This is a genomic window from Amycolatopsis thermoflava N1165, from assembly GCF_000473265.1.
In the GTDB taxonomy this organism is placed as follows: Bacteria; Actinomycetota; Actinomycetes; order Mycobacteriales; family Pseudonocardiaceae; genus Amycolatopsis_E; species Amycolatopsis_E thermoflava.
Genome location: NZ_KI421511.1, coordinates 8,434,653 through 8,459,185 on the forward strand (window position 1 = coordinate 8,434,653; position 24,533 = coordinate 8,459,185).

The window sequence follows — 24,533 nt, forward strand, 5'->3', positions numbered from 1 at the left end:
ATGTAGGGTTGATATACCAGAATGACGGATCGTGGTTTTCAGCGGATAGGATGGCGTTCGTGACCGTTCGACAGCAGGAACTCGAGGGGCCGCCGGTCTCCCTGGCCGAGCGCGCCTACACGGCGATCCAGGACCGGCTGATCATGCTGGACATCCCGCCGATGGCGCCGATCGACGACACCGCGCTGTCCGCGTCGCTCGGGCTCGGCCGCACGCCGGTGCGGGAGGCGCTCAAACGCCTCGAGGTCGACCGGCTGGTCGTGTCCTACCCGCGTCGCGGCACGTTCGCCACCGGCGTCGACATCACCGACCTGGCCTACATCTCGGAGATCCGCGTCCAGCTCGAACCCCTCGCCGCCCGGCGCGCCGCCGAGACCGCCGGCCCTGGCGTGAAGTCCGAGCTCGCCGAACTCGCCGACGAGGTCGCCGACCTGGACGTGCGGGCGCTCGAACGCACCGAGCTGATGCGCTGCGACCTGCGGGTGCACCGCGCGATCTACCGCGCGGCGGGCAACCCGCACCTGGAGGACACGCTGGTCCGCTACGACAACCTGGCGACCCGCATCTTCTGCCTGTTCCTGGACCGGATGCCGCACTTCGACCGGCACGTCGGCGAGCACACCGCCCTGCTGCGGGCGATCGCCGACGGCGACGCGGACACCGCGGCCGAGCTGGCCCTCGTGCACGTCACCGGCTTCGAGAAGGCGATCCGCGCGATCATCTGACCGGTTCACGGCAGCGCCTCCAGGACCGCGAGGCCGTCGCGTGTGGCGGCGACGTCGTGCACCCGCACGATCTTCGCGCCGCGCTGCGCGGCCAGCACCGCGGCGGTCACCGACGCGACCGTGCGCTGCCCGACCGGACGGCCGGTGACCTGACCGAGCATCGCCTTGCGGGACAGCCCCACCATCACCGGTACGCCCAGCGACCGGAAGGCAGGCAGCGCGCCGAGCAGGGCCAGGTTGTGCTCCAGCGTCTTGCCGAAGCCGAACCCGGGATCGGCGATCAGGTGCTCCGCCGGGATGCCGGCCGCCAGGCAGGTCTCGATGCGGGCCCGCAGGAAGTTCCGCACCTCGGCGACCACGTCGGTGTAGCGCGGATCGCGCTGCATCAGGTGCGGGGGCCGGAGCATGTGGGTCAGGCACACCGGCACGCCGAGCCCGGCCGCGGCCCGCAGAGCGCCGGGGTGCCGCAGCGCGCGCACGTCGTTGATCATCGCGGCCCCGGCGTCCACCGCGGCACGCATCACGTCGGGGCGCGACGTGTCGACCGAGATCGGCACGTCCACCACGCGGGCCAGCCGGGCGATCACCGGCACCACCCGGTCCAGCTCCTCGGCCGGGGTGGGCGGATGGGCGCCGGGCCGGGTGGACTCACCACCGACGTCGAGCAGGTCGGCTCCCTCGGCCGCCAGCCGTTCCCCGTGCTCGACCGCGGCCGCGTGGGAGTGGAAGAGGCCGCCGTCGGAGAACGAATCCGGCGTCACGTTCACGATGCCGCAGACCAGGGTGCGTGGCTCGGTCAGCAGCTCCGGCACCGGTGTCCGGACGGCGAGGGGGTTCCCGGTCATGATTGTCCTAACGGGACGCAGCGGTGATGGTGTGCCGGAGGAGGAGCGCGGTGGTCACCGGTCCGACCCCGCCCGGCACCGGCGTCAGCGCCGCGACGCGGCCGGACAGCGACCGCGCGTCGGCGTCCCCAGCGAGGCCGCCGTCCGGGGTGGGGTTGGTGCCCACGTCGACGACCACCGCGTGCGGGGCGACGTGCTCGGCGGTGATCAGTCCGGCCCTGCCGACGGCCACCACGAGGACGTCGGCCTCCCGCGTGCAGGCGGCGAGGTCCGCGGTGTGGCGGTGGCAGATCGTCACGGTCGCGTCCCTGGCCAGCAGCAGCTGCGCCGCGGGCTTGCCGACCACGGTGGAGCGGCCGACCACCACGGCGCGGCGCCCGGCCAGGGGCACCGCGTAGTGGTCGAGCAGCGCCAGCACCGCCGCGGCCGTCGCCGGCGGGTGCGCCGGCAAACCGGCGGTGAGACGGCCGAGCGACAGCGGATTCGCGCCGTCGACGTCCTTGGCCGGGTCGATGGCGGTGGCCAGCTCCTCCAGCCGGGCGCCGCCGGGCAGCGGGGTCTGCAGGATGATCCCGTGCACCGCCGGATCGGCGCTGAGCCGCGCCAGCTCGGCGGTGATCCCGGCCGGGGTGGCGGCCGCGCCGAGGTCCACGACATCGCACTGCACACCGCTGCGGGCCGCGGTCTTGGCGATCGAGCGCACGTACCAGGCGCTGGACTCGTCGTCGGTGGCGACCACGACGGCCAGGCGGGGGTGCACGCCCCGCTCGGACAGGGCCGCGGCCTCGGCCGAGACCTCGGCCCGGATGTGCCGACCCAGCTCGGTTCCACTGAGGACGGCCGTCATCGCGTGATCCGCTTCCGCACGGCGGTGGTCACGTCGTCGGCGCGGGCGATCGCCTGGTCCACGGTGGCGATCGCCGCGGTCAGCTCGTCGCGGGCCGGGCCCTCGCCGATGCCGGACAAGTTGATCTCGACGTTCACCCTGGCCGTGGACAGCGCCGCCCGCGCCGCGTCGGCCGCCGCGGCGACGTCGCTGATCACGTTGCGGTTGCCGATCAGCTGGAGCCGTTCGGTGAGGTTGACGATCTGCTTGGCGACCGCGATGACGCGGGCCGGGACCCGCCCGGCCTCCACCAGGGCCGCGCCGATCGCCCGCGACCGGGCCACCTTCTCGCGCTCGGTGGATTTCGGCAGCGCGTAGGCGCGGGCGACGGCCTGGAAGGCGGCCGCGTCCTTTTCGGCCAGTGCCAGGGCGAGGGCGCGCAGATCGTCGGCGTTGGCCCGGATCTGCGCGATCGCGTCGGCGTCCTGCCGGTACTTTTCGCCGTCGCTGTACCGGGCCACCATCGCGACCAGCGCCGCACCCTGGGCGGCGTGCAGCGCGGCGGTGGCGCCGCCGCCCGGGGCGGGCACCCGGGCGGCGAGCGCGTCGAGGAACGCTTCGAGGGTGGATGTGCGCATCGGTGTCCGTCCTCAGCGCCGGATGCGCAGCATCTCGGGGTCGACCAGGGGTTCGGCGGCCACGGTCGCGCGCACCCGGCGGCCGAAGTAGCCGATCTCGACCGCCGTGCCGGGCGTCGCGGCGGCGGGCAGCCACGCGTAGGCGATCGGCACGCCCAGGGTGTGCGCGAACGCGGCCGAGGTGACGTACCCGGCGGGGTCGCCGTCGAGGAACACCGGCTCCGAACCCAGCACCACACTGCGGCCGTCGTCGATCGTCAGGCACGACAGCCGGCGAGTCACGGTCTCGTCGGTGACCTCGGCGATCGCGTCCCGGCCGACGAAGTCGCCCTTCTGCTTGCGCACCGCGAACCCGAGCCCGGCCTCGTACGGGTTGTGCTCGGTGGTCATGTCCGCGCCCCACGACCGGTAGCCCTTCTCCAGTCGCAGGCTGTTGAACGCGGCGCGGCCCGCGGGGATCACCCCGAGCGGGCGGCCGGCCTCGAACAGCACGTCCCACAACCGCTGCCCGTACTCGGCGCTGGTGTAGATCTCCCAGCCGAGTTCGCCCACATAGGACAGTCGCATCGCGGTGACCGGGATCCCGGCGATGTGCGCGGGCATGCAGCGGAAGTACTTCAGCGCCTCGTGCGAGAAGTCGTCCCGGCTCAGCGGCTGCACCAGGTCGCGCGCCAGCGGACCCCACACGCCGATGCAGCAGGTGCCACCCGTGATGTCGCGGACCTGCACGTCACCGCCTGCCTCGGACCGGAAGTAGGCCAGGTCGAGGTTGCCGTTCGCGCCGACCTGGAAGCGGTCCTCGCCCAGCCGGGCCACCGTCAGGTCGCTGCGGATCCCGCCGGCTTCGTCCAGGGCGAGCGTGTAGGTCACCGAGCCGACCGACTTGTCCATCTTGCCGGTGGTGAGCCGGTCCAGGAACGCCAGCGCGCCCGGCCCGGACACCTCCAGTCGCTTGAGCGGGGTCATGTCGTAGAGGGCGACCGCGGTGCGGGTCTGCCACGCCTCGGCCGCGGCGATCGGGGAGTGGAACATCGCCGACCACGCGTCCCGCGACGGCGGCTGCCATTCCGGCGGCAGGTCCTTGACCAGGTGCGCGTTCGCCTCGTACCAGTGGGGCCGCTCCCAGCCGTGCGCCTCCAGGAAGAACGCGCCGAGCTCCTTCTGCCGCGCGTGGAACGGGCTCACCCGCAGGTCCCGCGGCGACAGCTTCGGCTGCAGCGGGTGCACCACGTCGTAGATCTCCACGAAGTTGCGCTGCGCGGTCTCGTCGACGTAGGCCTCGGTGGTCTCGATCTCGTCGAACCGGTGCACGTCGCAGCCGTGCAGGGCGATCTCGCTGCGGCCGTCGACCAGCAGCTGCGCGACCGAGCGCGCCACGCCGGAGGAGTGCGTCACCCAGACCGCCTCGGCGATCCAGAACCCGGCGACGTCGGGCGACTCGCCGATCAGCGGGCCGCCGTCCGGGGTGAAGGAGAAGATCCCGTTGAACCCGGTCTCGATCTTCGCCGACCGCAGCGACGGCAGCAGCTGCCTGCTGTGCTCCCAGGAGGGCGCGAAGTCCTCCTCGGTGAACGGCAGCATCGACGGCATCGCCGCCTCGGTCAGGTCGTCGTCGGAGACCTCGGGCAGGTCGGACAGGCGCACCGGCATCGGGCGGTGCGCGTAGGAGCCGATGCCGAGGCAGTCGACGTGCTCGCGGTAGTACAGGTCGCGGTCCTGGTGCCGCAGGATCGGCAGCCCGGCCTCGGCCAGCTCGTCGTTGCGCCCCACCAGGTCCGCGACCTGGCCGGTGCGCACGTACTGGTGCGCCAGCGGCAGCAGCGGCACCCGCATGCCGACCATCTCGCCGATCGCCTGACCCCAGAACCCGGCGCAGGACACCACGATGTCGGCGGGGAAATCACCGGCGGTGGTGCGCACGCCGGTGACCCGTCCGCCGGCGTGGGAGATGCCGGTGACCCGGACGCTGCCGCGGAACTCGGCGCCGCGGGATTCGGCGCGCCGCCGCAGGGCCACCACGGCGCGCGCGGCCTTCGCGAGCCCGTCGGTCGGGGTGTGGAACCCGCCGAGGATCTGCTCGGGGTCGAGCAGCGGGTGCAGCCGCGCGCACTCCTCGGGACCGACGACCTCGCCGGGCACGCCCCACGAGGTGGCCCAGCCCTGCTTGCGGTGCAGGTCGGCCAGGCGCTCCGGGGTGGTGGCCACCTCCAGGCCGCCGACCTGGTTGAAGCACCAGGCGCCGTCGACGTCGAGGCTCGACAGCTTGTTGACGGTGTAGGTGGCGAACTCGGTCATCGTCTTCGACGGGTTCGTCTGGTACACCAGGCCCGGCGCGTGCGAGGTCGAGCCGCCGGTCAGCGGGAGCGGACCCTGGTCGAGGACCGTGATCCGGGTCCACCCGCGCTCGGTCAGCTCGTCGGCCAGGTTCGCGCCGACGATGCCGGCGCCGATGATGACAACCCGGGGTGTGGTGCTCATCGTGGTCTCCTGTCTGTGGTCTACGAGGTGGCCCCGGCGGGCTGGAACTCCAGCGCCGCGTCGAGAAGCCAGTCGGCGAGGTATCCGGCGAACGAGGGCCGCACGAACACGCGGAAGTCCTCGCCCGCGCCGAGCGCGAGCAGCAGCACCGGGGCCTGTCCGAGCGTCGTCTGCGCGGCGCTCCCGGCGGGGAACGCCAGCGGGTGCAGGTCGAGCGCGCAGCCGGTGGCCAGGACGTCCCGTGCGTGCCGTCCGCTGACGCGGATTCCGGTGCGCTGCGCGGAAACGTCGGTGGCGGCCCCGCCGCGCGGCCGCACCACGGCGCCCAGCCGCGCCTCCAGCTCATGCCCTTGCACGGCGGTGCTGGTGACCAGCCATTCGTCCGGGCCGAGCCAGACGATCTGCCCGTCGTCGGCGTAGACCCAGGTGCCGGGCTCGGTGGGCAGCGGGGTGCCGAGCACGTCCGCCGGTGGCGTGACGCGCAGGTCGACCGCGGCCACCGGCGGCTCGGCCTCCAGGTTCAGGCCGGTCGCGTTGCGCGACGCGGCGGCCAGCGACGGGATCCACTGCTGCAGCGGATGCGTGGGGTAGAGGCGGGGGTCAGCCATCGCGGCGTGCTCCTTCCGGGTCGACCAGCACGATCCCGCCGATCTCGGCGGGCACCAGTGCGCCGTCGACCGGGACGTGGACGGTGTCGCCGATGCGCGACTGCCCGCCCTTGACCAGGGCCAGCGCGAACGGACGGCCCAGCTCGGCGCTGTGGTAGCTGGAGGTGACGTGGCCGAGCATCGGCACCGGCGGCGGGGGCAGGGTGCCGTCCGGGCGGAACTCCACGACCTGGGAGCCCTCCGGCAGTCTGGTCCGGGCGTCGGCGGGCAGGAGCGACACGAGCTGTTTGCGCTCCGGGTTGGTGTTCTCCGGGCGGGAGAACGAGCGCTTGCCGACGAAGTCCCGCTTCTTCTTCGACACCGCCCAGCCCAGGCCGAGATCGTGCGGGCTGACGGTGCCGTCGGTGTCCTGCCCGACGATCGGGTAGCCCTTCTCGGCGCGCAGCACGTGCATGGTTTCCGTGCCGTACGGGGTGATGTTCCAGCGCGCGCCTGCCGAGAGCAGGCGCAGCCACATCGCCCTGGCGTACCACGAGTTCACGTTGACCTCGAAGGCCAGCTCACCGGAGAACGAGATGCGGGCGATGCGCACCGGCACGCCGTCGACTTCGGTGTCCTGCCAGGACATGAACGGGAACGCCTCGTTGGACACGTCCAGGTGCGGGAACGCCGCGGCGATCACGTCGCGCGAGCGCGGCCCGACGACCGGGAACACCGACCACTGCTCGGTCACCGAGGTCAGGTGCGCGCGCAGGTCCGGCCACTCGGTCTGCAGCCACTCCTCCATCCAGTCCAGCACGCGCGCCGCGCCGCCGGTGGTGGTGACGACCAGGAACCGGTCCTCGGCCAGGCGCAGCACGGTGCCGTCGTCGAACACCATGCCGTCGTTGCCGCACATGACGCCGTAGCGCACGCGCCCGACCTTGAGCGTGCTCATCATGTTGGTGTAGAGCCGGTCGAGCAGCTCGGCGGCGTCCGGGCCCTGCACGTCGATCTTGCCCAGGGTGGAGCCGTCCAGGATGCCGACCCCGCCGCGGACCGCGGCGCACTCGCGCAGCACGGCGGCGTCCATGTTCTCGTGCGGCGCCGGGTAGTAGCGGGCCCGCTTCCACTGCCCGACGTCCTCGAACACCGCCCCGGCCGCGACGTGCCAGCTGTGCAGCGAGGTGATCCGCTCGGGGTCGAACAGTTTCCCGCGCTCGCGCCCGGCCAGCGCGGCGAACGCCACCGGGGTGTAGGGCGGGCGGAACGTCGTGGTGCCGGTGTCCTCGACCGGTTTCCCGAGCAGCTCGGCGACGATGCCGGACGCGATCACCCCGGACGTCTTGCCCTGGTCGTGGGCGGTGCCGATGGTGGTGTAGCGCTTGATGTGCTCCACCGACCGCAGCCCGGCGCCCACCGCGCGCTCGATGTCGGCGACCGTCGCGTCGCGCTGGATGTCCACGAACTGGCGGGCCGGGTCGCCCTCGGTGCGCCACAGCACCAGCGGCGCCGTCTCCGGCTCCGCAAGCGTGGCAGGTGCGTCGTCCCCGGCGCCGTCGCGCAGACAGCCGGCGAGGTCGAACGTGCCGTTCGCGGCGCCGATCACCGACACCCCGGGAACCGGCTCGGCCGGGCGGAAGGCGCCCAGCGCGGGGTCGTACCGCAATGCGCCGCGGACGTGGCTGAACAGGTGCGCGGCGGGGTTCCAGCCACCGGAGGTCAGCAGCAGGTCGCACGGCAGCGACTCCGCCTTGCCCGCGGTGACCGTGTCCACGCCGGTGATCCGCCGGTCGCCGGTGGTGCCGACGACGGCGCTGCCCGGCCGCACGGCGATCGACCGTTCCCGGCACAGCGCGGCCCAGTGCTCCGGCGCGCTCGGGCGGGCGTCGAGGACCGTGACCCGCGCCCCGGCGTGCTCCAGGTCGAGCGCGGCGGCGTAGGCGGAATCGTTGGTGGTGAACACGACGACCTCGCGCCCGGCGAGCACGCCGTAGCGGTGCAGGTAGTCGCGTGCGGCAGAGGCGAGCATGATGCCCGGCCGGTCGTTGTCGGCGAACACCACCGGCCGCTCGTGTGCGCCGGTCGCGACGACGACGTGGCGCGCACGGATCCGGTGCACCCGCTGGCGGGAGAGGTTGCGCGGCGCGGCGGTGCCCAGGTGGTCGGTGCGCCGTTCCAGCGCCAGCACGAACCCGTCGTCGTACTGCCCGAACGCCGTGGTGCGCTGCAGGTGCAGCACCTCCGGGGCGGCGGCCAGCTCGGCCACCACCTCGGCGACGAACTCGCGCGACGGCCGCCCGTCGATCACCTCGGTGCCGGTCAGCGAACCGCCCGCGTCGGCCCGGTCGTCGACGAGCACGACCCGTTCCCCGCGCCGCGCCGCGGACCGCGCGGCCAGCAATCCGGCCGGGCCCGCCCCGACGACGAGCGTGTCGCAGTGCGTGTGCTTGCGGTCGTACCGGGCGGTGTCGGCCACCTCCGCGAGCCGTCCCTGCCCGGCGAGCCCGCGCGCCACGAGCCCGTCGGTCAGTTCCACGGTCGCGGCGAGCAGCATCGGCTCCGGGAACGGCTCCTCGATCTGCACCAGCCCGGTCGGGTCCTCGACCCACGCCGCGCCGATCCCGCGCGGACGGCCGAACTTCACGCTCGTGCCCACCGCGTGCACGCCCTGCGCGAGCAGCGCCGAGGCCAGCGTGTCGCCCGGGTGGCCGGTGTAGGCAACCCCGTCGAAGGTGAACGCGACGGTGCGGGTGCGGTCGATCCGGCCGTAACCCTTGATGCGGCTCATGACGCCACCTCCGGTGCGGACTGGCCCATCGGGTACACGTCCAGGAACTCGTAGGTCCGGGTGTCGCGGACCGCGTTGAACCAGCGACGGCAGCCGGCGGCGTGACTCCAGCGTTCGGCGAACGGGCCCTTGGGGTTGTCGCGGAAGAAGACGAAGTGCGCCCACTCCTCGTCGGACAACGCGGCGGGGTCGTCCGGGTAGGCGAGGTGGGCCTGGCCGCCGTAGTGGAACTCCACTTCCTCGCGCGGCCCGCACCACGGGCAGGTGATGAGTTGCATGCGTGGCTCCTAGTGGGCGACGGCGGCGGCGCCGTGCTCGTCGACGAGCGCGCCGGTGACGAAGCGGTCCAGGCCGAACGGCTCCACGTACGGGTGCGGCTCGCCGTTGGCGATGGTGTCGGCCAGGCACCAGCCCAGGCCCGGGGTGGCCTTGAAACCGCCGGTGCCCCAGCCGCAGTTGAGGTAGACGTTGTCGTAGGGCGTGCGGCCGACGATCGGCGAGGCGTCCGGCGTGACGTCGACGATCCCGGCCCAGGTGCGCAGCAGGTGCGCCCGGGCGAACACCGGGAACAGCTCCACCGCGGCGGCCATCTGCCGCTCGATGATGTGGAACGCGCCGCGCTGGCCGTACCCGTTGTAGGAGTCCACCCCGGCGCCCATCACCAGTTCGCCCTTGTGCGCCTGGGACACGTACACGTGCACGGCGTTGGACATCACGATCGTCGGGTGCACCGGCTCCAGCAGCTCGGACACCAGGGCCTGCAGCGGGTGCGACTGCAGCGGCGCCCGCACGCCCAGCTGGTCCAGCAGCACCGAGGTGTGCCCGGCCGCGCACAGCGCGACGGTGCCGCAGCCGATGTCGCCGCGGCTGGTGCGCAACCCGGTCACCCGGTCACCGTCCACAGTGAACCCGGTGACCTCGCAGTCCTGGATCAGGTCGATCCCGGCCTCGTCGGCCCGGCGCGCGAAACCCCAGGCGACGTAGTCGTGCTTGGCGATGCCGGCGCGCGGCTGGTAGGTCGCGCCCAGCACCGGGTACCGGATGTCGCCGGAGACGTTGACGATCGGGCAGACCTTGGCGACCTCGTCGGGGGAGAGCCATTCGGCGTCGATGCCGTTGAGCTTGTTGGCCTCCACCCGCCGCACGCTGTCGCGGACGTCCTGCTCGGTGTGGGCCAGGTTCAGCACGCCGCGCTGGGAGAACAGGATCGGGTAACCGAGGTCGTCCTCGAGGCCTTCCCACAACTTCAGGGCGTGCTCGTAGATCGCCGCGGAGGCGTCCCACAGGTAGTTGGAGCGGATCAGCGTGGTGTTGCGGGCCATGTTCCCGCCGGCCAGCCAGCCGCGCTCCAGCACGGCGACGTTGGTGATGCCGTGGTTGCGCGCGAGGTAGTGCGCGGTGGCCAGGCCGTGCCCGCCGCCGCCGACGATCACGACGTCGTAGCTGCGCCTCGGTTCCGGGTTGCGCCACAGGAAGTCCGGGTGGTCGGGCAGGTGCGCGCCAGGGGGCTGGGGGGTGGTCATGCCGTCAGCTCCGGGTAGAGGGGGTGGCGGGCGGTGAGGTCGGCGACGCGGGCGGCGAGCTTGTCCAGGTCGGCGGTGGAGGCGTCCGGGCGCAGGGCCAGCGCGGCGATGTCGGCGACCTCGGCGAAGTCGTCGGGGCCGAACCCGCGGGCGGCCAGCGCGGGCGTGCCGAACCGCAGGCCCGAGCTGATCATCGGCGGGCGCGGGTCGAACGGGACGGCGTTGCGGTTGACGGTGATCCCGACCTCGTGCAGCCGGTCCTCGGCCTGCTTGCCGTCCAATTCGGACTCCCGGAGGTCGGCCAGCACCAGGTGCACGTCGGTGCCGCCGGTCAGCACCCCGATCCCGCTCTCGCGCAGGAACCGGTCGGCGAGGATCTTCGCGCCCTGCAGCGTGCGTTCCTGGCGCTCGCGGAACTCCGGCTCGGCGGCCAGCTTGAACGCCACCGCCTTACCCGCGATGACGTGTTCCAGCGGCCCGCCCTGCTGGCCGGGGAAGACACTGCTGTTGAGCTTCTTCGCCAGCGACCGCTCGGCCAGGATCACGCCGCCGCGCGGGCCGCCGAGCGTCTTGTGCGTGGTCGAGGTGACGACGTGCGCGTGCGGCACGGGGGAGGGGTGCAGGCCCGCCGCGACCAGGCCGGCGAAGTGCGCCATGTCGACCATCAGGTACGCGCCCACCTCGTCGGCGATCCGGCGGAACGCGGCGAAGTCCAGGTGACGCGGGTAGGCCGACCAGCCGGCGACGATCAGCTTCGGCCTGCGCTCCCTGGCCAGCCGCTCGACCTCGTCCATGTCGACGCGGTGGTCCCCGGCGCGCACGTGGTAGGCCGCCACGTCGTAGAGGCGGCCGGAGAAGTTGAGCTTCATCCCGTGCGTCAGGTGCCCGCCGTGCGCGAGGTCCAGGCCGAGGATCGTGTCGCCGGGCTCCAGCAGCGCAGCCATGGCGGCGGCGTTGGCCTGGGCGCCGGAATGCGGCTGCACGTTCGCGTACTCCGCGCCGAAGAGGGCCGTGAGCCGGTTGATGGCCAGAGTCTCGATCTCGTCGACGTGTTCGCAGCCCCCGTAGTAGCGGCGGCCGGCGTAGCCCTCGGCGTACTTGTTGGTCAGCACCGACCCCTGCGCCTGCATCACCGCCAGCGGCGCGAAGTTCTCGCTCGCGATCATCTCCAGGGTGTCCCGCTGGCGGCCGAGCTCGCGCCCGATCGCCGCGTGCACCTCCGGATCGGTTTCCGGCAGGGAACGCCCGAGCACTCGCTGGGGGCTGAGTGCGCCAGCGCGGCCGATGGCCACCGACATGCTGCCTCCCGGTCTCATACCTCTGTTCGCCGACTGATATATCAACTGGCCGTCACGCTACGGCTCGGCGTCCGGCGGGGTCAAGAGCCGATTCCGGCGAACCTTTGTTACTCGTGAGTCCCTTGTGTCGCAGGGATTTCGCGCTTCGTGTTGCCGGGAGGAAAACTCCGCGGCACCCCCGGTTCAGGTCTTGACAGGGCCGGTGTGCAGGCCGCACTGTGGTCCGCGTCGCAGTTGCACATCACGCAGGTGTTGCGGAAGAAGCAACAACCAGTCCCCGGTCACTCACACCACCACGGAGCGTTCGTTGACCGAGAACACCACCACCGCGCCGTCCACCGACCAGCCCGGGCTTCCGTCGAGCCTGATCCCCACCCTCGGCGGGATCACCTACACCGACGAGACGATCTTCGCCCTGGAGCAGGAGAAGATCTTCGAGCAGATGTGGTTCTGCGCGGTCCGCAGCGCGGACCTGCCGCAACCCGGCAACTTCCGCACGGTGCAGATCGGCCGTGAGAGCGTGCTGGTGACCCGGTCGCGGGACGGTGGCCTGCGGGCCTTCCTCAACATCTGCCGCCACCGCGGTGCCCGCCTGTGCGTGGAAGAGAGCGGCACGGTCAAGCGGAACTTCCAGTGCCCCTACCACGCGTGGACCTACGGCCTGGACGGCAAGCTCGTCGCGGCGCCGAACCTGACCTCGATGCCGGACATCGACCGCACCGAGTACGGCCTCAAGCCGGTGCACCTGCGGGAGTGGCTCGGCTACGCCTGGCTGTGCCTGGCCGAGGAGCCGCCCTCGTTCGAGGAGACGGTGCAGGCGGACGTGGCAGGCCGGCTCGGGCAGCTGGACGCGATCGGCAACTACGGCATCGACGAGCTGGCCCTGGGCAGGCGGATCACCTACGACGTCAAGGCCAACTGGAAGCTCATCATCGAGAACTTCATGGAGTGCTACCACTGCGCGACGATCCACCCCGAGCTGACCGAGGTGCTGCCGGAGTTCGCCGACGGTTACGCCGCGCAGTACTACGTGGGCCACGGCGCGGAGTTCGGCGAGGACGTCAGCGGGTTCACGGTGGACGGCAGCGCCGGGTTCGACCGGCTCGGCGGGGTGGACGAGCACCAGGACCGCCGCTACTACGCGATCACCGTGCGGCCGCAGGTGTTCGTCAACCTCGTGCCCGACCACGTGATCATCCACCGGATGTTCCCGATGGCGGTCGACCGCACGATCGTCGAATGCGACTGGCTCTACGCCCGCGAAGTGGTGGACTCCGGCCGCGACGTGTCACATTCGGTCGAGCTGTTCCACCGCGTGAACCAGCAGGACTTCGACGCCTGCGAACGCTGCCAGCCCGCGATGTCCTCGCGCGCCTACGCCCGCGGCGGGGTCCTGGTGCCCTCGGAACACCACATCGGCGAATTCCACGAGTGGGTCGAGCGGACACTGGCCGGCGGGCGGTGACGCGGTGACCATCTCGCAGAGCGCAGGGGGGCAACCGGACAACCAACTCGAGCAAGAGGCGGTGAGCGTCGTGCCCAGTACGGAAGCATCGACCCGGAAACCCGCGGAACCCAGAGCGCGCGGCGGGATGGATCGCGTGGTGTTCGTCGTGGCGGCGGTGGTCGCGGCGGCGTTCCTGGCCTGGGGCGTGTTCGCGACCGACAGCCTGTCCAGTGTGTCCGCGGGGGTGCTGGACTGGCTGATCCGGAACACCGGCTGGGCGTTCCTGCTCGCCGCGACCGGGTTCGTCCTGTTCGCGATCTGGCTGGCGTTCAGCCGGTACGGCAAGATCCCGCTCGGCCACGACGGCGAGCGGCCGGAGTTCCGCACGGTGTCGTGGATCGCGATGATGTTCAGCGCGGGCATGGGCATCGGGCTCATGTTCTACGGGGTCGCCGAACCGTTGTCGCACTTCGTGGAGCCGCCGCCGGGCACGGTCGCGGGCAGCACCGACGCGGCGGTGGAGACCGCGATGGCGACCTCGCTGTTCCACTGGGCCATCCACCCGTGGTCGATGTACGCGGTGGTCGGGCTGGCCATCGCCTACGGCACTTTCCGGCGCGGCCGCAAGCAGCTGATCAGTTCGGCGTTCGCGCCGCTGTTCGGCGAGCGGGTGAGCGAGGGGCCGCTGGGCAGGCTCATCGACATCCTGGCGATCTTCGCGACGCTGTTCGGGTCCGCCGCGTCGCTCGGGCTGGGCGCGCTGCAGATCGGCAGCGGGCTCGTGCAGCGGGGCTGGCTGTCGGACAACCCGGGCACCGGCCTGCTCATCGGCGTGATCGCGGTGCTGACGGTGGCGTTCGTCGCCTCCGCGGTGTCCGGGGTGGCGAAGGGCATCCAGTGGCTGTCCAACATCAACATGGTGCTGGCCGCCGTGCTCGCGGTGTTCGTCTTCGTGGTCGGGCCGACGATCTTCATCCTCAACCTGGTGCCCTCCACGATCGGCGACTACTTCCGCGAGATGGGCGAGATGATCTCGCGGTCGGGCGCCTCCGGCGGCGAGAACATGGAGAGCTGGCTGTCGTCGTGGACGATCTTCTACTGGGCGTGGTGGATCTCGTGGACGCCGTTCGTGGGCATGTTCATCGCGCGGATCAGCCGCGGCCGCACGATCAAGCAGTTCGTGATCGGCGTGATCCTCGTTCCGTCCGTGGTGAGCCTGGTGTGGTTCAGCATCATGGGCGGTACGGCGATCACGCTCCAGCGCGGTGGCGCGGATCTGGCGAGCGCGGGCAGCGCGCAGTCGCAGATGTTCGGGGTGCTCGACCAGTTCCCGCTGGCCGCCGTGGCGAGCGTGCTGGTGATGGTGCTGGTGGCGATCTTCTTCGTCTCCGGCGCGGACGCCGCGTCGCTGGTGATGGGGTCGATGTCGCAACGCGGCGCGATCGAGCCGAAGCGGTGGCTGGTGGTGTTCTGGGGCGTGGCGACCGGTGGGGTGGCCGCGGTGATGCTGCTGGTCGGCGGCGGTGGCGACGAGGCGCTCACCGGGCTGCAGAACCTGACGATCATCGCGGCGGCGCCGTTCGCGCTGGTGATGGTGGTGCTGTGCGTGGCGCTGGCGAAGGACCTCCGCAGCGACCCGATGATCCGGCGGGAGGAGAAGAGCGCGGAGATCGTGGAGCAGGCGGTGCTGACCGGAAACCGCCACTACGACGGCGACTTCTGCCTGCAGGTGGCGCCCACGGGCGAAGGCGCGCCGAGCGGGAACGGCCGCGCGCCGGCGGAGAAGGTGGACTGAGGAGCGGGCGCCCGCCCCGGCGGGCGCCCGGTTCAGTCGTTCGCCGGCTTCAGGGTCAGGTTCCAGAACCGCGCGTACCGACCGCCGCGGGACCGGAGTTCCTCGTGGGTGCCTTGTTCGGCGATGTGGCCGTCGTCCAGGAAGCCGATGTGGTCGGCGCTCCGGACGGTGCGCGGCCGGTGCGCCACCATCACCATCGTGCGGCCTGCCATCAGCCGTTCGATTCCCTCGTGCACCGCGGATTCGTTCACCGCGTCAAGCGCCGACGTCACCTCGTCCAGCCGGGCGCCGTCGCCGCGGCGCGGACCTGCACGTCCACGCCGCCGATCCGCACCGCGCCCGCGTTCACGTCGTAGAACCGCGCGATCAGCTGCAGCAGCGTGCTCTTCGCCGCACCGGACGGGCCGACGACCGCGAGCCGCTGACCGGGCGGCGGTCATCATCAGCGGGACCATCGCCACCAGCGGCACGATGAACGCGGAGACCAGCTCGCCCGGGGGTGTGGGCAATGAACGGGCGCACCGCCCTGACGCGCTCGCCGACCACCTCGCCGGTGCGGCGGCGGGCGAACCAAACGATCGGCACCCGGCCCAGCTGCTCGGCCAGCAGGCGGCGGCAGGACAGCTGCACCCGGTCGTCCAGGACGACCCCGGCCGACGCTGCGGTGCACAGCAGCCGGACGAGCAGGCCGGCCGCGCCCAGACCGTCCACACGCGACCCTCGTCGGCCGGTTCCGGGGACAGCAGCGTGCGGCCCCGTTCGACGACCGCGAGCAGCGGCGCCAGCCCGGCGGCCGCGCCGATCACCTGCCGCACCACCACCGCGGTGAAGCTGCCGGCGTGCGGCCGCAGCAGGCGTCCGCGGTTTCCGTCATCGTGCCTCCAGCGCCGCGACGAGATGCCCGGCGAGAAAGGCGGTGATCTCCGCGCGGGCGGGCTTCGCCTGCGGGACAAGGCCGGGCATGCTGAGGAACGCGTGCGGCGCCCCGCGATGTTCGGCGAGTTCGGCGTGGGTGCCGGCGTGGCGTAGCCGCTCGGCGTACCGGCGGCCGTGGTCGGCGACCGGGTCGATCGTGGGCACCACGACGAGCGCCGGGGCCAGCCCGCCGAGGTCGTTCGCCAGCAGCGGCGACAGCGGGCGCGGGTCGGTTCCTGCCGGCGCGGCCAGGCGGTGGAACAGCCGCATCTGCTCGATCGTCAGCATCGGGCTTCGCGCGTGCTCGGTCATCGACGGGTGGTCGTAGGCGGTCTCGGTCAGGTCGAGCGCCGGGTTGACCAGCACCTGGGCCCGCAGCCGCAGGCCGGTGTCGCGGGCGCGGATCGCGGAGAGTGCGGCGATCAGCCCGCCGGTGCTCTCGCCGAACACCGCGAGCCGCGTCGGATCGCCCCAGGCTTTCGCTTGCTGGAGCACGTCCCACGCGTCCTCGGCGGCGGCGGTCAGCGGGGCGCCCGGGGCGAGGAGGCGGTGCTCGACCGAGACGACGACGGCAGGCAGCCGGGCGGCAAGGTGGCTGTTGACCCAGTCGCATTGCACGGCCGTGCCGGTGAAGCCGCCGCCGTGCACGTGGATCACGACCGGCAGGTTCTCGCCGAGCCGCGGCCGGTACACGCGAACCGGGACCGTGCGGTCGGGCAGCGCCACGTCCTGCCACTCGATCGTCGCGCCGCGGTCCGGGCGCCCGGTGATCAGCCGCGCCAGGCGGGAGGCGCGCTAGTCGAAGGGCGCGTTGATCACGGACTGCCTGGTGCACGCGTTCGGCCCGGTGCCGCTGGAGGGCGAGGGACGGCAGGAGGTGCTGACCCGCGCGGTGCACTGGGCCGCGGCGAAGATCGCCGAACCCGGGGTGGGCGCGGCGTTCGCGGGGGTCTTCGTGGACGCGGTCAACGACCCGGCGCTGCGCGAGGTGCTGACGACGCGGTTGCAGGACCCGTACCGCGTGGTGTTGCAGGACGCGCTGGGGGAGCCGGAGAACCGGGTGCTGTTGTTCATCGACGTCGTGGTCGGCACGCTGCTGCACCGGATGGGCATCACGGGCGGCCCCATGGCGGAGGCCGATGTGGCCGCGCTGGCGGAGATGGTGGTGCGCCAGTTCCGCTGACGCGGCCGGGCTGCGCCCCTTTCGCCACGCTCGGCGTCCCTCTCGGATAGGACCGTTGACGTGCGGCGGCCCCGGGCCGATCCACCCAGGCCCGGGGCCGCCGCGTGGTGATCAGGGGATGTAGACCCCGTTGAACCACTGCCCGCGCGCGTCGTCGGAGTAGACGTCCACGTTGAAGTTGTAGTTGCCGTGCCTGCCTTCCCACAGGTAGCCCGGCAGGCCGGACGCCGCGTTGGCGTCGCAGATGATGTCGTCCGTGCAGAGCGTCAGGGTGGGGATGTCGCCGAAGAAGTCGTCCGCTCCGGCGAGTGGCGCGCCGACCACCGGGGCGACCAGCGGATGTGCCGCGGCGCCCGCGTTGCCCGGGCCCGCCGCCCGCTTCGGGTCGGCGATCAGCACGGCGTTCACGTTGTCGATGGTCGGCCAGTTCTCGGTCACCCAGGTGTGCACGACGGCGGCGCCGAGCGAGAACCCGACGGCCTTCACGTGCTGTCCGGGGCAGGCGTTGCGCTGGTCGCGGATCAGCCGGTTCAGCTCGTCGACGCCTTGCCGCGCGTTGATGCCGACCGGGATCGCCGGGTAGCCGACGCGCTGGCTGATGTTGCCCTGCCAGTACGGGTCGTCGGAGTCGTTGTCGCCGGTCCCGCCGACGACGATGGTGTAGGTCCCCTCGCACGGGGCGGCCTGCGCGACGGGCGAGGCCACCAGGTACGCCGCCGCCCCGACCGCCAGTCCGGTCAGCAGTGCCGCGATCTTCTTCATCGAACCCTCCCGGTTCGTGTGGACGAAATCCCGGCGAACGGTAGGCGGGCGATGAAAAACCGGTGAAACCGCATTTCACCGGTCACCGAACGTGCCCCGCCGCGCTGCTGCTGCTCACGGCCGACCTCCTCGCGGCTGCTCCCGGTCGTGAGCTGGTTTGATGGTCACGGACATCGTCTCGATCTGGGGGATCCGTTGCCGAAGGTCAGTGTGATCACGGCTGTCCATGACGGGGGACACCACTTCCTGCGGGAGGCCTACACCTCGCTGCGCGACCAGGAACTGCCGTCCGGCTGGGAGTGGGAGTGGTGCCTGCAGGAGGACGGCGACAGCGGCGTGGTGGAGTGCCTGCCGCCCGATGAGCGTGTGTTGCCCGGTTCCGGGCTGCCCGGCCGGGCCGCGGTCGCGCGCACGATGGCGCTGGCGCGGGCGACCGGCTCGATCGTGCGCACGCTCGACGCCGACGACGTGCTGCTGCCCGGCGCGCTGGCCAGGGACATCGAGGCGCTGGGCCGGGTGGCGTGGTGCACCTCGGCGTGCGTCGACCTGCTGCCGGACGGCTCGACGCGGCCCGGCCCCTATGATCCGCCGCCCGGCCCGGTGCCGCCGGGCCGGTTCTACGCCGAGCAGCTCGACGACCGGTTGTCCGTGCAGGCCAACACGTTCGCGGCGCACACGGACCTGGTGCGCGCCCTGGGCGGCTGGCCGGCGCTGACCGGCGCGGAGACCGTCGGGCTGCTGCTGGCCGCCGAAGCGGTGGCGGCGGGGGAGTTCATCGCCGAGCCGAGCGTGCTCTACCGCAAGCACGACGCCCAGACCACGGCCGCCGACCGGTACTGGGACAAGGCCGAATCCGCGGCGCGCCTGGAGAGCGTGCTGGCGCGAGCCGACGCGCTGCGCCGCTCGGGCTGGCACTGGCAGTCCGGTTAGGACGGTCTGCTGAGCCACTTCCCGACCTGGCCCAGCACGTCGCCCTCGTAGTCGGTGCCGACCATGCGGCCGAGGTCGGCCACCGTCACCTGCCGCAGCGCGGCCCGCCAGGCCTTGTCCGCCTCGAACATGGTGCGCGCGATCGCGCAGGGCGCCGTGCAAGCCGACGGCGGTGTCGCCATCGGGCCGCGCTGGCGGATCTCGGTGCACACGAACGTCGACTGCGGCCCTTCGACGGCCTCGACCACCTCGAGCACCGTGATCTCTTCCGGCGAGCGGGTCAGCACGTACCCGCCTGCCTTCCCCTGCACCGAGTGGACCAGCCCCGCGCGGGACAACGACTGAAGCTGCTTCGCCAGGTACGTCCCGGACACCCCGTGCAGCTCGGCCAGGCGCGCGGCGGGCACCGGCTCGGCCGCCGCCGTCAGCACCACGCAACAGTGCAACGCCCACTCGACCCCACCGGACAGCTTCACGCGACCAGACTAACGATCACCCTTGACTCGGACAACAGATGTCCGAGTAATATCTCGGACAAGATCAGTCCGAGTCAGGAGTTCCTCATGAAGATCGCGGTCATCGGCACCGGCCTCATCGGCTCCCAGGTCGTCGACCGGCTCGTCGCCGCTGGTCACGACGCTGCCGGGCACTCACGGGCCACCGGCGTCGACCTGCTCACCGGGGAGGGGCTCGACCAGGCCGTCCGCGGCGCGGAGGTGGTGGTCGACGTGACGAACTCGCCGACCTTCGACGAGGCCTCCATCGACTTCTTCCGCACCTCGGTGACCAACCTGCTGGCCGCCGCCCACGCGGCGGGTGCCCGGCACGTCGTCGCGCTCTCGATCGTCGGCGTCGACCAGGTGCCCGACGTGGCCTACTACCGCGCCAAGACCCTGCAGGAGGACCTCGTCAAGGCCGGTCCCATCCCGTACACGATCGTGCGCGCCACCCAGTTCATGGAGTTCGTCCCCGCGGTGCTGGACTTCACCACCGACGGCGACGTCGTGCGCCTGCCGTCCACCCCGATCCAGCCGATCAGCTCGGCCGAGGTCGCCGCCGCGGTCGCCGAGGCCGCGACCGGAGCCCCGCTCGGCGGCACCCGCGATGTCGGCGGCCCCGAGGTCTTCCCGCTCGACGAGCTGGGCCGCATCACGCTCGCCGTGACCGGCGACGGCCGCCGGGTCGTCACCGACGAGACCGCAGGGCTGTTCGCCGCGGTCAAGGGCGACGTGCTGACCGGCGGCCGTCGCGCCACCACCCGCTACCGCGACTGGCTCCAGTTCCGCTGACGTGATCCGCGGCACCAGGGCTGCTCCGGGCGTCACAACCCGGCCGGGCCGTGTCGTCCCCAGGGCGACCGAGAGGAAAGGGGTCGTGATGCGCAGGATCCTCATCGTCGGCGGCGGTTACGCCGGCTTCTACACCGCCTGGAAACTGGAGAAGAAGCTGCGCCGGGGCGAGGCCGAGGTGACGCTCGTCGACCCGCGCCCGTACCTGACGTACCAGCCGTTCCTGCCCGAGGTGGTGGCCGGCTCGGTGGAGGCGCGTCACGCCGCGGTGTCGCTGCGGCGGCACCTGCGGCGGACGCGGATCGTCGCAGGCATGGTCACCGCGATCGACCACGGGCACCGCGTGGTCACCGTCCGGCCCGCCGAGGGCGAGAGCTTCGAGCTCGGCTACGACGTCGTCGTGGTCACCGCGGGCGCGGTGACCCGGAAGTTCCCGGTGCCGGGCATCGCCGAGCAGGCGATCGGCCTCAAGCACGTCGAGGAGGCGGTGGCGATCCGGGACCGGCTGCTCACCGCGTTCGACCGCGCCGCCACCTTGCCGCCGGGGCCGCGGCGGCAGCGGCTGCTCACCGTGACCTTCGTCGGCGGCGGGTTCTCCGGGGTCGAGGGCTTCGGCGAGCTGCTGTCGCTGGCGACCGCGTTGCTCGCACGCTACCCGGAGCTGAGCCGGGACGAGCTGCGGTTCCACCTCGTGGAGGCGTCCGGCCGGATACTGCCGGAGGTCACCGACCGCCCCGGCCGGTGGGTCGTGCGCTCGCTCGAGCGCCGGGGCGCGCGTGTGCACCTGAACACCCGAGTCACGTCGGCGGTCGGCGGGCACGTCGTGTTGTCCAGCGGCGAGGAGTTCGACTCGGAGCTGATCGTGTGGACCGCGGGCAACGGCGCGAACCCGGTCACCGGCAGGCACACCGACCTGCCGGTGGACGAGCGCGGGCTGATCGTCGTGCGGCCGGACCTGCGGGTCGGCACGCAGGCGGCGCCGGTGCCGGACGCGTGGGCGGCCGGTGACGACGCCGCGGTGCCGGACCTGGCCTCGCCCGTGCCGGGCGCCCGCACGGTGCCCAACGCGCAGCACGCGTACCGGCAGGGCAAGCTGCTTGCGCGCAACATCATCGCCACGCTGCGCGGCCGCCCGACGAAGCCGTACGTGCACCACAGCCTCGGCGCGATCGCGACGCTCGGCCTCGGCCGCGGCATCTTCCAGTACCGGCGGATCGTCGTCACCGGGCTGCCGGCGTGGCTCATGCACCGCGGCTACCACGTGCTGGCCGTGCCCAGCTGGGAACGAAAGATGCGGGTGCTGGCGGTCTGGCTGACCGCGGCGCTGTTCGGGCGGGACATCCTTTCGCTGGCATCGGTGCAGCACCCGCGGGAGGCGTTCGTGACCGGCGGGGAGCCGGTTCGCGCGGAGTCGTGAGCGCGGCGCTCAGAGGCGCTCGTCGCGCATCACTTCCAGGTTGTGGAACACCGGGTCGCCCTGGCAGAGGGCCATCATCTCCTTCGCGAACCGGTCCGTCTCCGGCAGGGACGAGTTGCGCATGGCGTCCTCATAGGACGGGAACTCGACGAACTCCATGAAGGTGCCGGGGCGTTCCCGGTCGCTCATCAGCACCGCGTGCGTGGCGGTCCGCTTGCCCTGCGTCTCCGCCAGCCAGCGGTCCATCATGTCGTTCATCTGTTCCGGGTGCTCGGTCTTGTACTCGATAACCTGTACGAAAGTCATTTCCCGCTCCTTTTCAGACCCGGGAGAGGTCATGGTCCGCCTGCGCCGCGCGGCGGTCAACACCTACACGTCGTAGGTGAGCGCGAATTCGTACGGGTGCGGCCGCAGCCGGAGCGGGTCGATCTCCGTTTCGCGCTTGAAGTCGATCCACGTCTCGATCACGTCCTCGGTGAACACGCCGCCCGCGAGGAGGAACTCGTGATCGGATTCGAGCCGGTCGATCACCGCCTCCAGCGACGCGGGCACCTGCGCCACGTCCCGCGCCTCCTCGGGCGGCAGCTCGTACAGGTCCTTGTCGATCGGCGACGGCGGTTCCAGCTTGTTGCGCACCCCGTCCAGCCCGGCCATCAGCATCGCGGAGAACGCCAGGTACGGGTTGCCCGACGAGTCCGGGCAGCGGAACTCGATCCGCTTGGCCTTCGGCGACGAGCCGGTCACCGGGATCCGCACGCACGCCGACCGGTTCCGCTGCGAGTACACCAGGTTGATCGGCGCCTCGAAGCCCGGCACCAGCCGGTGGTAGGAGTTCGCCGTCGGGTTGGTGAACGCGAGCAGGCTCGGCGCGTGGTGCAGGATCCCGCCGACGTAGTGCCGCGCCAGGTCGGACAACCCGCCGTAGCCCGCCTCGTCGTAGAACAGCGGGCCGTTCTCGTCCCACAGCGACTGGTGGCAGTGCATGCCCGAGCCGTTGTCGTTGTACAGCGGCTTCGGCATGAAAGTAACCGTCTTGCCCTGCTCCCACGCCGTGTTCTTCACGACGTACTTGAACAGCTGCAGGTCGTCGGCCGCGTGCAGCAGCGTGTTGAACCGGTAGTTGATCTCGGCCTGGCCGCCGCTGCCGACCTCGTGGTGCGCCTTCTCCACCTCGATCCCGACGCCGGCCAGGTTGCGCACCATCTGGTCGCGCAGGTCCGCGAAGTGGTCGCGGGGCGACACCGGGAAGTAGCCCGCCTTGAACGGGGTCTTGTAGCCGAGGTTGCCGTGTTCCTCGTCGCGGCCGGTGTTCCACCAGCCCTCCACCGAGTCGACCTCGTAGAACGCGGTGTTCTCCACGTTGCCGAACCGCACCGAGTCGAAGATGTAGAACTCCGCCTCCGGCCCGAAGAACGCGCGGTCGGCGATGGTCGACTCGCTGATGTACTCCTCGGCCTTGCGGGCGATGTTGCGCGGGTCGCGGCTGTAGGACTCGCGGGTGAACGGGTCGTGCACGAAGAAGTTCATCAACAGCGTCTTCTCCGCGCGGAACGGATCGACGCGCGCCGTGTAGGGGTCGGGCAGCAGCAGCATGTCGGACTCGTGGATCGACTGGAACCCGCGCACGGACGAGCCGTCGAAGGCGATCCCGTCCTCGAAGGCGTCGGCGTCGAACGCCGCGGCGGGCACCGTGAAGTGCTGCATGATGCCGGGCAGGTCGCAGAACCGGACGTCGACGAACTCCACGTTCTCGTCGGCGATGTAGCGCAGGACTTCGTCTGCGTTGGCGAACATGGCGGGCTCCTTTGCCGTCGCGGCCGTGGAATTCCCAGCGTCCTCGCGTCGGGGGTTCAATGGAAGGATGCGGGACGGCACCATCGAGACCGCGACGTGGAACCCGGCCACCGGCTGCGATCGGGTCAGCCCCGGATGCGACAACTGCTACGCGATGGCCTTCGCGCGGCGGCTGCAGGCCATGGGCAGCCCCGCCTACACCCGCGACGGCGACCCCCGCACCAGCGGACCGGGTTTCGCCCTCACCCTGCACCCCGGGCGGCTGGCGGTCCCCTCGCGCTGGCGAGCGCCCCGGCTGGTGTTCACCGGCTCGATGACCGACCTGTTCCACCCCGGCGTGCCCGAGGACTTCCTCGCCGACGTGCTCGACGCGATGGCGCGCGCCCCGCAGCACACGTACTTCGCGCTCACCAAACGGCCGGCGCGGATGGCGGCCGTGCTGGCGCGGCTCGCGCCGGAGCCGCTGCCGCACGTGTGGTGGGGCGTGACGATCGAGAGCAACGCCCAGGCCGGGCGCGCCGACCGGCTCCGCGAAACCCCGGCCGCGGTGCGGTTCCTGTCCCTGCAACCGCTGCTCGGCCCGCTGCCGGACCTGGACCTGACGGGGCTCGACTGGGTCTACGCCGGCGGCGAGTCGGGGCCGCACGCGCGCCCGATGGCGGCCGAGTGGGTCCGGCCGGTGCGGGACCGGTGCGTCGCGGCGGGGATCCCGTTCCTGTTCAAGCAGTGGGGCGGCCGGACCCGCAACGCAGGCGGGCGGCTCCTCGACCGCCGCACCTGGGACGAGATGCCGGGAGGATGGACACCCGGCGGCCGCCACGCCATGGTGTCGTCATGACTTCGACGAGCGTTTCCGGGTTCGTGCGCGCACCGCGCCGGGAGGTCTACCGCGCCCTGGTCGACGGTGAGGCGATCGCGACGTGGCGGGTGCCGGACGGGATGACGGCCAGGGTGCACGAGTTCGACGCCCGCGAGGGCGGGCGATTCCGGGTGTCGCTGGTCTACGACGACCCCGGCCGCGAGGGCAAGTCCGGCGGCGCCACCGACACCTACACCGGCCACTTCGCGGTGCTCGAGCCGGGGCGGCGCGTCGTCGAGGTGATCGAGTTCGACAGCCCCGACCCGGCTTCCCAGGGCACGATGACCATGACGACCACCCTCGCCGACGCCGAAGGCGGCACGAAGGTGGTCATCCGGCACGACGGGGTGCCGGCCTCGGTCGCCCCGGAGGACAACGAGACCGGAACCCGGATGGCGCTGGCGAAGCTGGCCGCGTTCGTCGAACGCTAG

General features: G+C 72.0%; 26 protein-coding genes. 9 read left to right on the forward strand and 17 right to left on the reverse strand.

Translation table 11 applies throughout. The features are described 5' to 3' along the window. Positions 1 to 50 precede the first annotated feature (50 nt). Positions 51 to 725 (forward strand): GntR family transcriptional regulator, encoded by a 675-nt coding sequence (locus AMYTH_RS0141920; RefSeq protein WP_027935247.1) that lies wholly within the window; start codon positions 51 to 53, stop codon positions 723 to 725. A gap of 5 nt (positions 726 to 730) precedes the next feature. On the opposite strand, the gene folP is transcribed toward AMYTH_RS0141920, so the two are convergent. From folP to glyA, 9 genes are read right to left on the reverse strand one after another with little or no spacing between them, the layout of a single operon-like run. After that, on the reverse strand, positions 731 to 1,570 hold the full coding sequence (gene folP / locus AMYTH_RS0141925; protein WP_027935248.1) for a dihydropteroate synthase: 840 nt from the start codon (positions 1,568 to 1,570) through the stop codon (positions 731 to 733). A 7-nt stretch (positions 1,571 to 1,577) separates the two neighbouring features. After that, positions 1,578 to 2,417 carry a bifunctional 5,10-methylenetetrahydrofolate dehydrogenase/5,10-methenyltetrahydrofolate cyclohydrolase gene (locus AMYTH_RS0141930; protein WP_027935249.1) on the reverse strand — a complete coding sequence of 280 codons (840 nt, stop codon included), beginning with the start codon at positions 2,415 to 2,417 and terminating at the stop codon, positions 1,578 to 1,580. After that, entirely contained in the window at positions 2,414 to 3,034 is a 621-nt protein-coding gene (locus tag AMYTH_RS0141935) for a cyclodeaminase/cyclohydrolase family protein (protein ID WP_027935250.1), read from the reverse strand. Before AMYTH_RS0141935 ends, AMYTH_RS0141930 begins: the two co-directional genes overlap by 4 nt. A 12-nt stretch (positions 3,035 to 3,046) precedes the next feature. Further along, on the reverse strand, positions 3,047 to 5,512 hold the full coding sequence (locus tag AMYTH_RS0141940; protein WP_027935251.1) for a GcvT family protein: 2,466 nt from the start codon (positions 5,510 to 5,512) through the stop codon (positions 3,047 to 3,049). A gap of 20 nt (positions 5,513 to 5,532) precedes the next feature. Beyond that, positions 5,533 to 6,120 carry a sarcosine oxidase subunit gamma gene (locus AMYTH_RS0141945; RefSeq protein WP_027935252.1) on the reverse strand — a complete coding sequence of 196 codons (588 nt, stop codon included), beginning with the start codon at positions 6,118 to 6,120 and terminating at the stop codon, positions 5,533 to 5,535. Continuing rightward, a complete protein-coding gene (locus AMYTH_RS0141950; protein ID WP_027935253.1) occupies positions 6,113 to 8,890 on the reverse strand; it encodes a 2Fe-2S iron-sulfur cluster-binding protein in 2,778 nt (925 codons plus the stop codon). The genes AMYTH_RS0141945 and AMYTH_RS0141950 overlap by 8 nt, the downstream gene beginning before the upstream one ends. Continuing rightward, positions 8,887 to 9,168, reverse strand: coding sequence for a sarcosine oxidase subunit delta (locus tag AMYTH_RS0141955; protein WP_027935254.1), 282 nt, complete (start codon positions 9,166 to 9,168; stop codon positions 8,887 to 8,889). The genes AMYTH_RS0141950 and AMYTH_RS0141955 overlap by 4 nt, the downstream gene beginning before the upstream one ends. Before the next feature lie 9 nt (positions 9,169 to 9,177). Then, positions 9,178 to 10,413, reverse strand: a complete 1,236-nt coding sequence (locus tag AMYTH_RS0141960; protein ID WP_027935255.1) for a sarcosine oxidase subunit beta family protein — start codon at positions 10,411 to 10,413, stop codon at positions 9,178 to 9,180. Beyond that, a complete protein-coding gene (gene glyA, locus AMYTH_RS0141965) occupies positions 10,410 to 11,711 on the reverse strand; it encodes a serine hydroxymethyltransferase (RefSeq protein WP_027935256.1) in 1,302 nt (433 codons plus the stop codon). Before glyA ends, AMYTH_RS0141960 begins: the two co-directional genes overlap by 4 nt. 307 nt (positions 11,712 to 12,018) lie before the next feature. Here glyA and AMYTH_RS0141970 point away from each other — a divergent pair, with 307 nt between their 5' ends. Further along, positions 12,019 to 13,176, forward strand: a complete 1,158-nt coding sequence (locus tag AMYTH_RS0141970; protein WP_027935257.1) for an aromatic ring-hydroxylating oxygenase subunit alpha — start codon at positions 12,019 to 12,021, stop codon at positions 13,174 to 13,176. Between the two features lie 127 nt (positions 13,177 to 13,303). Beyond that, the gene (locus AMYTH_RS0141975; protein WP_027935258.1) at positions 13,304 to 14,953 is read left to right on the forward strand and encodes a BCCT family transporter; all 1,650 of its coding nucleotides are present in this window, start codon (positions 13,304 to 13,306) and stop codon (positions 14,951 to 14,953) included. Between the two features lie 32 nt (positions 14,954 to 14,985). Here the strand turns inward: AMYTH_RS0141975 and AMYTH_RS50740 are convergent, their stop codons facing one another. From AMYTH_RS50740 to AMYTH_RS46720, 4 genes are all read right to left on the reverse strand, one after another. Next, the gene (locus AMYTH_RS50740) at positions 14,986 to 15,225 is read right to left on the reverse strand and encodes a hypothetical protein (protein ID WP_027935259.1); all 240 of its coding nucleotides are present in this window, start codon (positions 15,223 to 15,225) and stop codon (positions 14,986 to 14,988) included. Further along, the gene (locus AMYTH_RS51025) at positions 15,222 to 15,332 is read right to left on the reverse strand and encodes a hypothetical protein (RefSeq protein ID WP_323807262.1); all 111 of its coding nucleotides are present in this window, start codon (positions 15,330 to 15,332) and stop codon (positions 15,222 to 15,224) included. The genes AMYTH_RS50740 and AMYTH_RS51025 overlap by 4 nt, the downstream gene beginning before the upstream one ends. Next, positions 15,320 to 15,664: a hypothetical protein gene (locus tag AMYTH_RS50750; protein ID WP_027935260.1), complete on the reverse strand. Its 345-nt coding sequence runs from the start codon at positions 15,662 to 15,664 to the stop codon at positions 15,320 to 15,322. The genes AMYTH_RS51025 and AMYTH_RS50750 overlap by 13 nt, the downstream gene beginning before the upstream one ends. A gap of 159 nt (positions 15,665 to 15,823) precedes the next feature. After that, positions 15,824 to 16,594, reverse strand: a complete 771-nt coding sequence (locus AMYTH_RS46720; RefSeq protein WP_228685193.1) for an alpha/beta hydrolase — start codon at positions 16,592 to 16,594, stop codon at positions 15,824 to 15,826. 85 nt (positions 16,595 to 16,679) lie between these two features. Here AMYTH_RS46720 and AMYTH_RS46725 point away from each other — a divergent pair, with 85 nt between their 5' ends. Beyond that, a complete protein-coding gene (locus AMYTH_RS46725) occupies positions 16,680 to 17,051 on the forward strand; it encodes a TetR/AcrR family transcriptional regulator C-terminal ligand-binding domain-containing protein (RefSeq protein ID WP_228685195.1) in 372 nt (123 codons plus the stop codon). A gap of 111 nt (positions 17,052 to 17,162) precedes the next feature. Here AMYTH_RS46725 and AMYTH_RS0142005 read toward each other — a convergent pair whose 3' ends face one another. Then, positions 17,163 to 17,813 carry a cutinase family protein gene (locus AMYTH_RS0142005; RefSeq protein ID WP_027935261.1) on the reverse strand — a complete coding sequence of 217 codons (651 nt, stop codon included), beginning with the start codon at positions 17,811 to 17,813 and terminating at the stop codon, positions 17,163 to 17,165. A gap of 210 nt (positions 17,814 to 18,023) precedes the next feature. Here AMYTH_RS0142005 and AMYTH_RS0142010 point away from each other — a divergent pair, with 210 nt between their 5' ends. Next, positions 18,024 to 18,743 carry a glycosyltransferase family protein gene (locus AMYTH_RS0142010; RefSeq protein ID WP_208722428.1) on the forward strand — a complete coding sequence of 240 codons (720 nt, stop codon included), beginning with the start codon at positions 18,024 to 18,026 and terminating at the stop codon, positions 18,741 to 18,743. Here the strand turns inward: AMYTH_RS0142010 and AMYTH_RS0142015 are convergent. Next, positions 18,740 to 19,219 carry an RrF2 family transcriptional regulator gene (locus AMYTH_RS0142015; RefSeq protein WP_037323088.1) on the reverse strand — a complete coding sequence of 160 codons (480 nt, stop codon included), beginning with the start codon at positions 19,217 to 19,219 and terminating at the stop codon, positions 18,740 to 18,742. The two genes, AMYTH_RS0142010 and AMYTH_RS0142015, sit on opposite strands and share 4 nt — an antisense overlap. A gap of 87 nt (positions 19,220 to 19,306) precedes the next feature. Between AMYTH_RS0142015 and AMYTH_RS0142020 the strand changes: the two genes are divergently transcribed. After that, entirely contained in the window at positions 19,307 to 20,032 is a 726-nt protein-coding gene (locus tag AMYTH_RS0142020) for an SDR family oxidoreductase (protein WP_027935264.1), read from the forward strand. A gap of 88 nt (positions 20,033 to 20,120) precedes the next feature. Further along, positions 20,121 to 21,449, forward strand: coding sequence for an NAD(P)/FAD-dependent oxidoreductase (locus tag AMYTH_RS0142025; protein WP_027935265.1), 1,329 nt, complete (start codon positions 20,121 to 20,123; stop codon positions 21,447 to 21,449). Between the two features lie 9 nt (positions 21,450 to 21,458). Here the strand turns inward: AMYTH_RS0142025 and AMYTH_RS0142030 are convergent, their stop codons facing one another. Continuing rightward, positions 21,459 to 21,755, reverse strand: a complete 297-nt coding sequence (locus AMYTH_RS0142030; protein ID WP_027935266.1) for a hypothetical protein — start codon at positions 21,753 to 21,755, stop codon at positions 21,459 to 21,461. Between the two features lie 63 nt (positions 21,756 to 21,818). Continuing rightward, positions 21,819 to 23,243, reverse strand: coding sequence for a type I glutamate--ammonia ligase (gene glnA / locus AMYTH_RS0142035; RefSeq protein WP_027935267.1), 1,425 nt, complete (start codon positions 23,241 to 23,243; stop codon positions 21,819 to 21,821). A 67-nt stretch (positions 23,244 to 23,310) separates the two neighbouring features. Between glnA and AMYTH_RS46730 the strand changes: the two genes are divergently transcribed. Together AMYTH_RS46730 and AMYTH_RS0142045 are read left to right on the forward strand one after the other, a co-directional pair. Further along, positions 23,311 to 24,081 carry a DUF5131 family protein gene (locus AMYTH_RS46730; protein WP_051362985.1) on the forward strand — a complete coding sequence of 257 codons (771 nt, stop codon included), beginning with the start codon at positions 23,311 to 23,313 and terminating at the stop codon, positions 24,079 to 24,081. Beyond that, entirely contained in the window at positions 24,078 to 24,533 is a 456-nt protein-coding gene (locus tag AMYTH_RS0142045) for an SRPBCC domain-containing protein (RefSeq protein WP_027935268.1), read from the forward strand. The genes AMYTH_RS46730 and AMYTH_RS0142045 overlap by 4 nt, the downstream gene beginning before the upstream one ends.

Excerpts from the sequence above, each read along its gene's own strand:
- AMYTH_RS0141975 (WP_027935258.1), top strand. The coding sequence starts at position 13,304 with ATGGATCGCGTGGTGTTCGTCGTGGCGGCGGTGGTCGCGGCGGCGTTC.
- AMYTH_RS46730 (WP_051362985.1), top strand. The coding sequence starts at position 23,311 with ATGCGGGACGGCACCATCGAGACCGCGACGTGGAACCCGGCCACCGGC.
- AMYTH_RS0141950 (WP_027935253.1), bottom strand. The coding sequence starts at position 8,890 with ATGAGCCGCATCAAGGGTTACGGCCGGATCGACCGCACCCGCACCGTC.
- glnA (WP_027935267.1), bottom strand. The coding sequence starts at position 23,243 with ATGTTCGCCAACGCAGACGAAGTCCTGCGCTACATCGCCGACGAGAAC.
- folP (WP_027935248.1), bottom strand. The coding sequence starts at position 1,570 with ATGACCGGGAACCCCCTCGCCGTCCGGACACCGGTGCCGGAGCTGCTG.
- AMYTH_RS0141960 (WP_027935255.1), bottom strand. The coding sequence starts at position 10,413 with ATGACCACCCCCCAGCCCCCTGGCGCGCACCTGCCCGACCACCCGGAC.
- AMYTH_RS0141935 (WP_027935250.1), bottom strand. The coding sequence starts at position 3,034 with ATGCGCACATCCACCCTCGAAGCGTTCCTCGACGCGCTCGCCGCCCGG.
- AMYTH_RS0141940 (WP_027935251.1), bottom strand. The coding sequence starts at position 5,512 with ATGAGCACCACACCCCGGGTTGTCATCATCGGCGCCGGCATCGTCGGC.
- AMYTH_RS0142005 (WP_027935261.1), bottom strand. The coding sequence starts at position 17,813 with ATGAAGAAGATCGCGGCACTGCTGACCGGACTGGCGGTCGGGGCGGCG.
- AMYTH_RS0142025 (WP_027935265.1), top strand. The coding sequence starts at position 20,121 with ATGCGCAGGATCCTCATCGTCGGCGGCGGTTACGCCGGCTTCTACACC.
- glyA (WP_027935256.1), bottom strand. The coding sequence starts at position 11,711 with ATGTCGGTGGCCATCGGCCGCGCTGGCGCACTCAGCCCCCAGCGAGTG.
- AMYTH_RS0142020 (WP_027935264.1), top strand. The coding sequence starts at position 19,307 with ATGAAGATCGCGGTCATCGGCACCGGCCTCATCGGCTCCCAGGTCGTC.
- AMYTH_RS0142030 (WP_027935266.1), bottom strand. The coding sequence starts at position 21,755 with ATGACTTTCGTACAGGTTATCGAGTACAAGACCGAGCACCCGGAACAG.
- AMYTH_RS0141920 (WP_027935247.1), top strand. The coding sequence starts at position 51 with ATGGCGTTCGTGACCGTTCGACAGCAGGAACTCGAGGGGCCGCCGGTC.
- AMYTH_RS0142045 (WP_027935268.1), top strand. The coding sequence starts at position 24,078 with ATGACTTCGACGAGCGTTTCCGGGTTCGTGCGCGCACCGCGCCGGGAG.
- AMYTH_RS0141945 (WP_027935252.1), bottom strand. The coding sequence starts at position 6,120 with ATGGCTGACCCCCGCCTCTACCCCACGCATCCGCTGCAGCAGTGGATC.
- AMYTH_RS0141930 (WP_027935249.1), bottom strand. The coding sequence starts at position 2,417 with ATGACGGCCGTCCTCAGTGGAACCGAGCTGGGTCGGCACATCCGGGCC.
- AMYTH_RS0141955 (WP_027935254.1), bottom strand. The coding sequence starts at position 9,168 with ATGCAACTCATCACCTGCCCGTGGTGCGGGCCGCGCGAGGAAGTGGAG.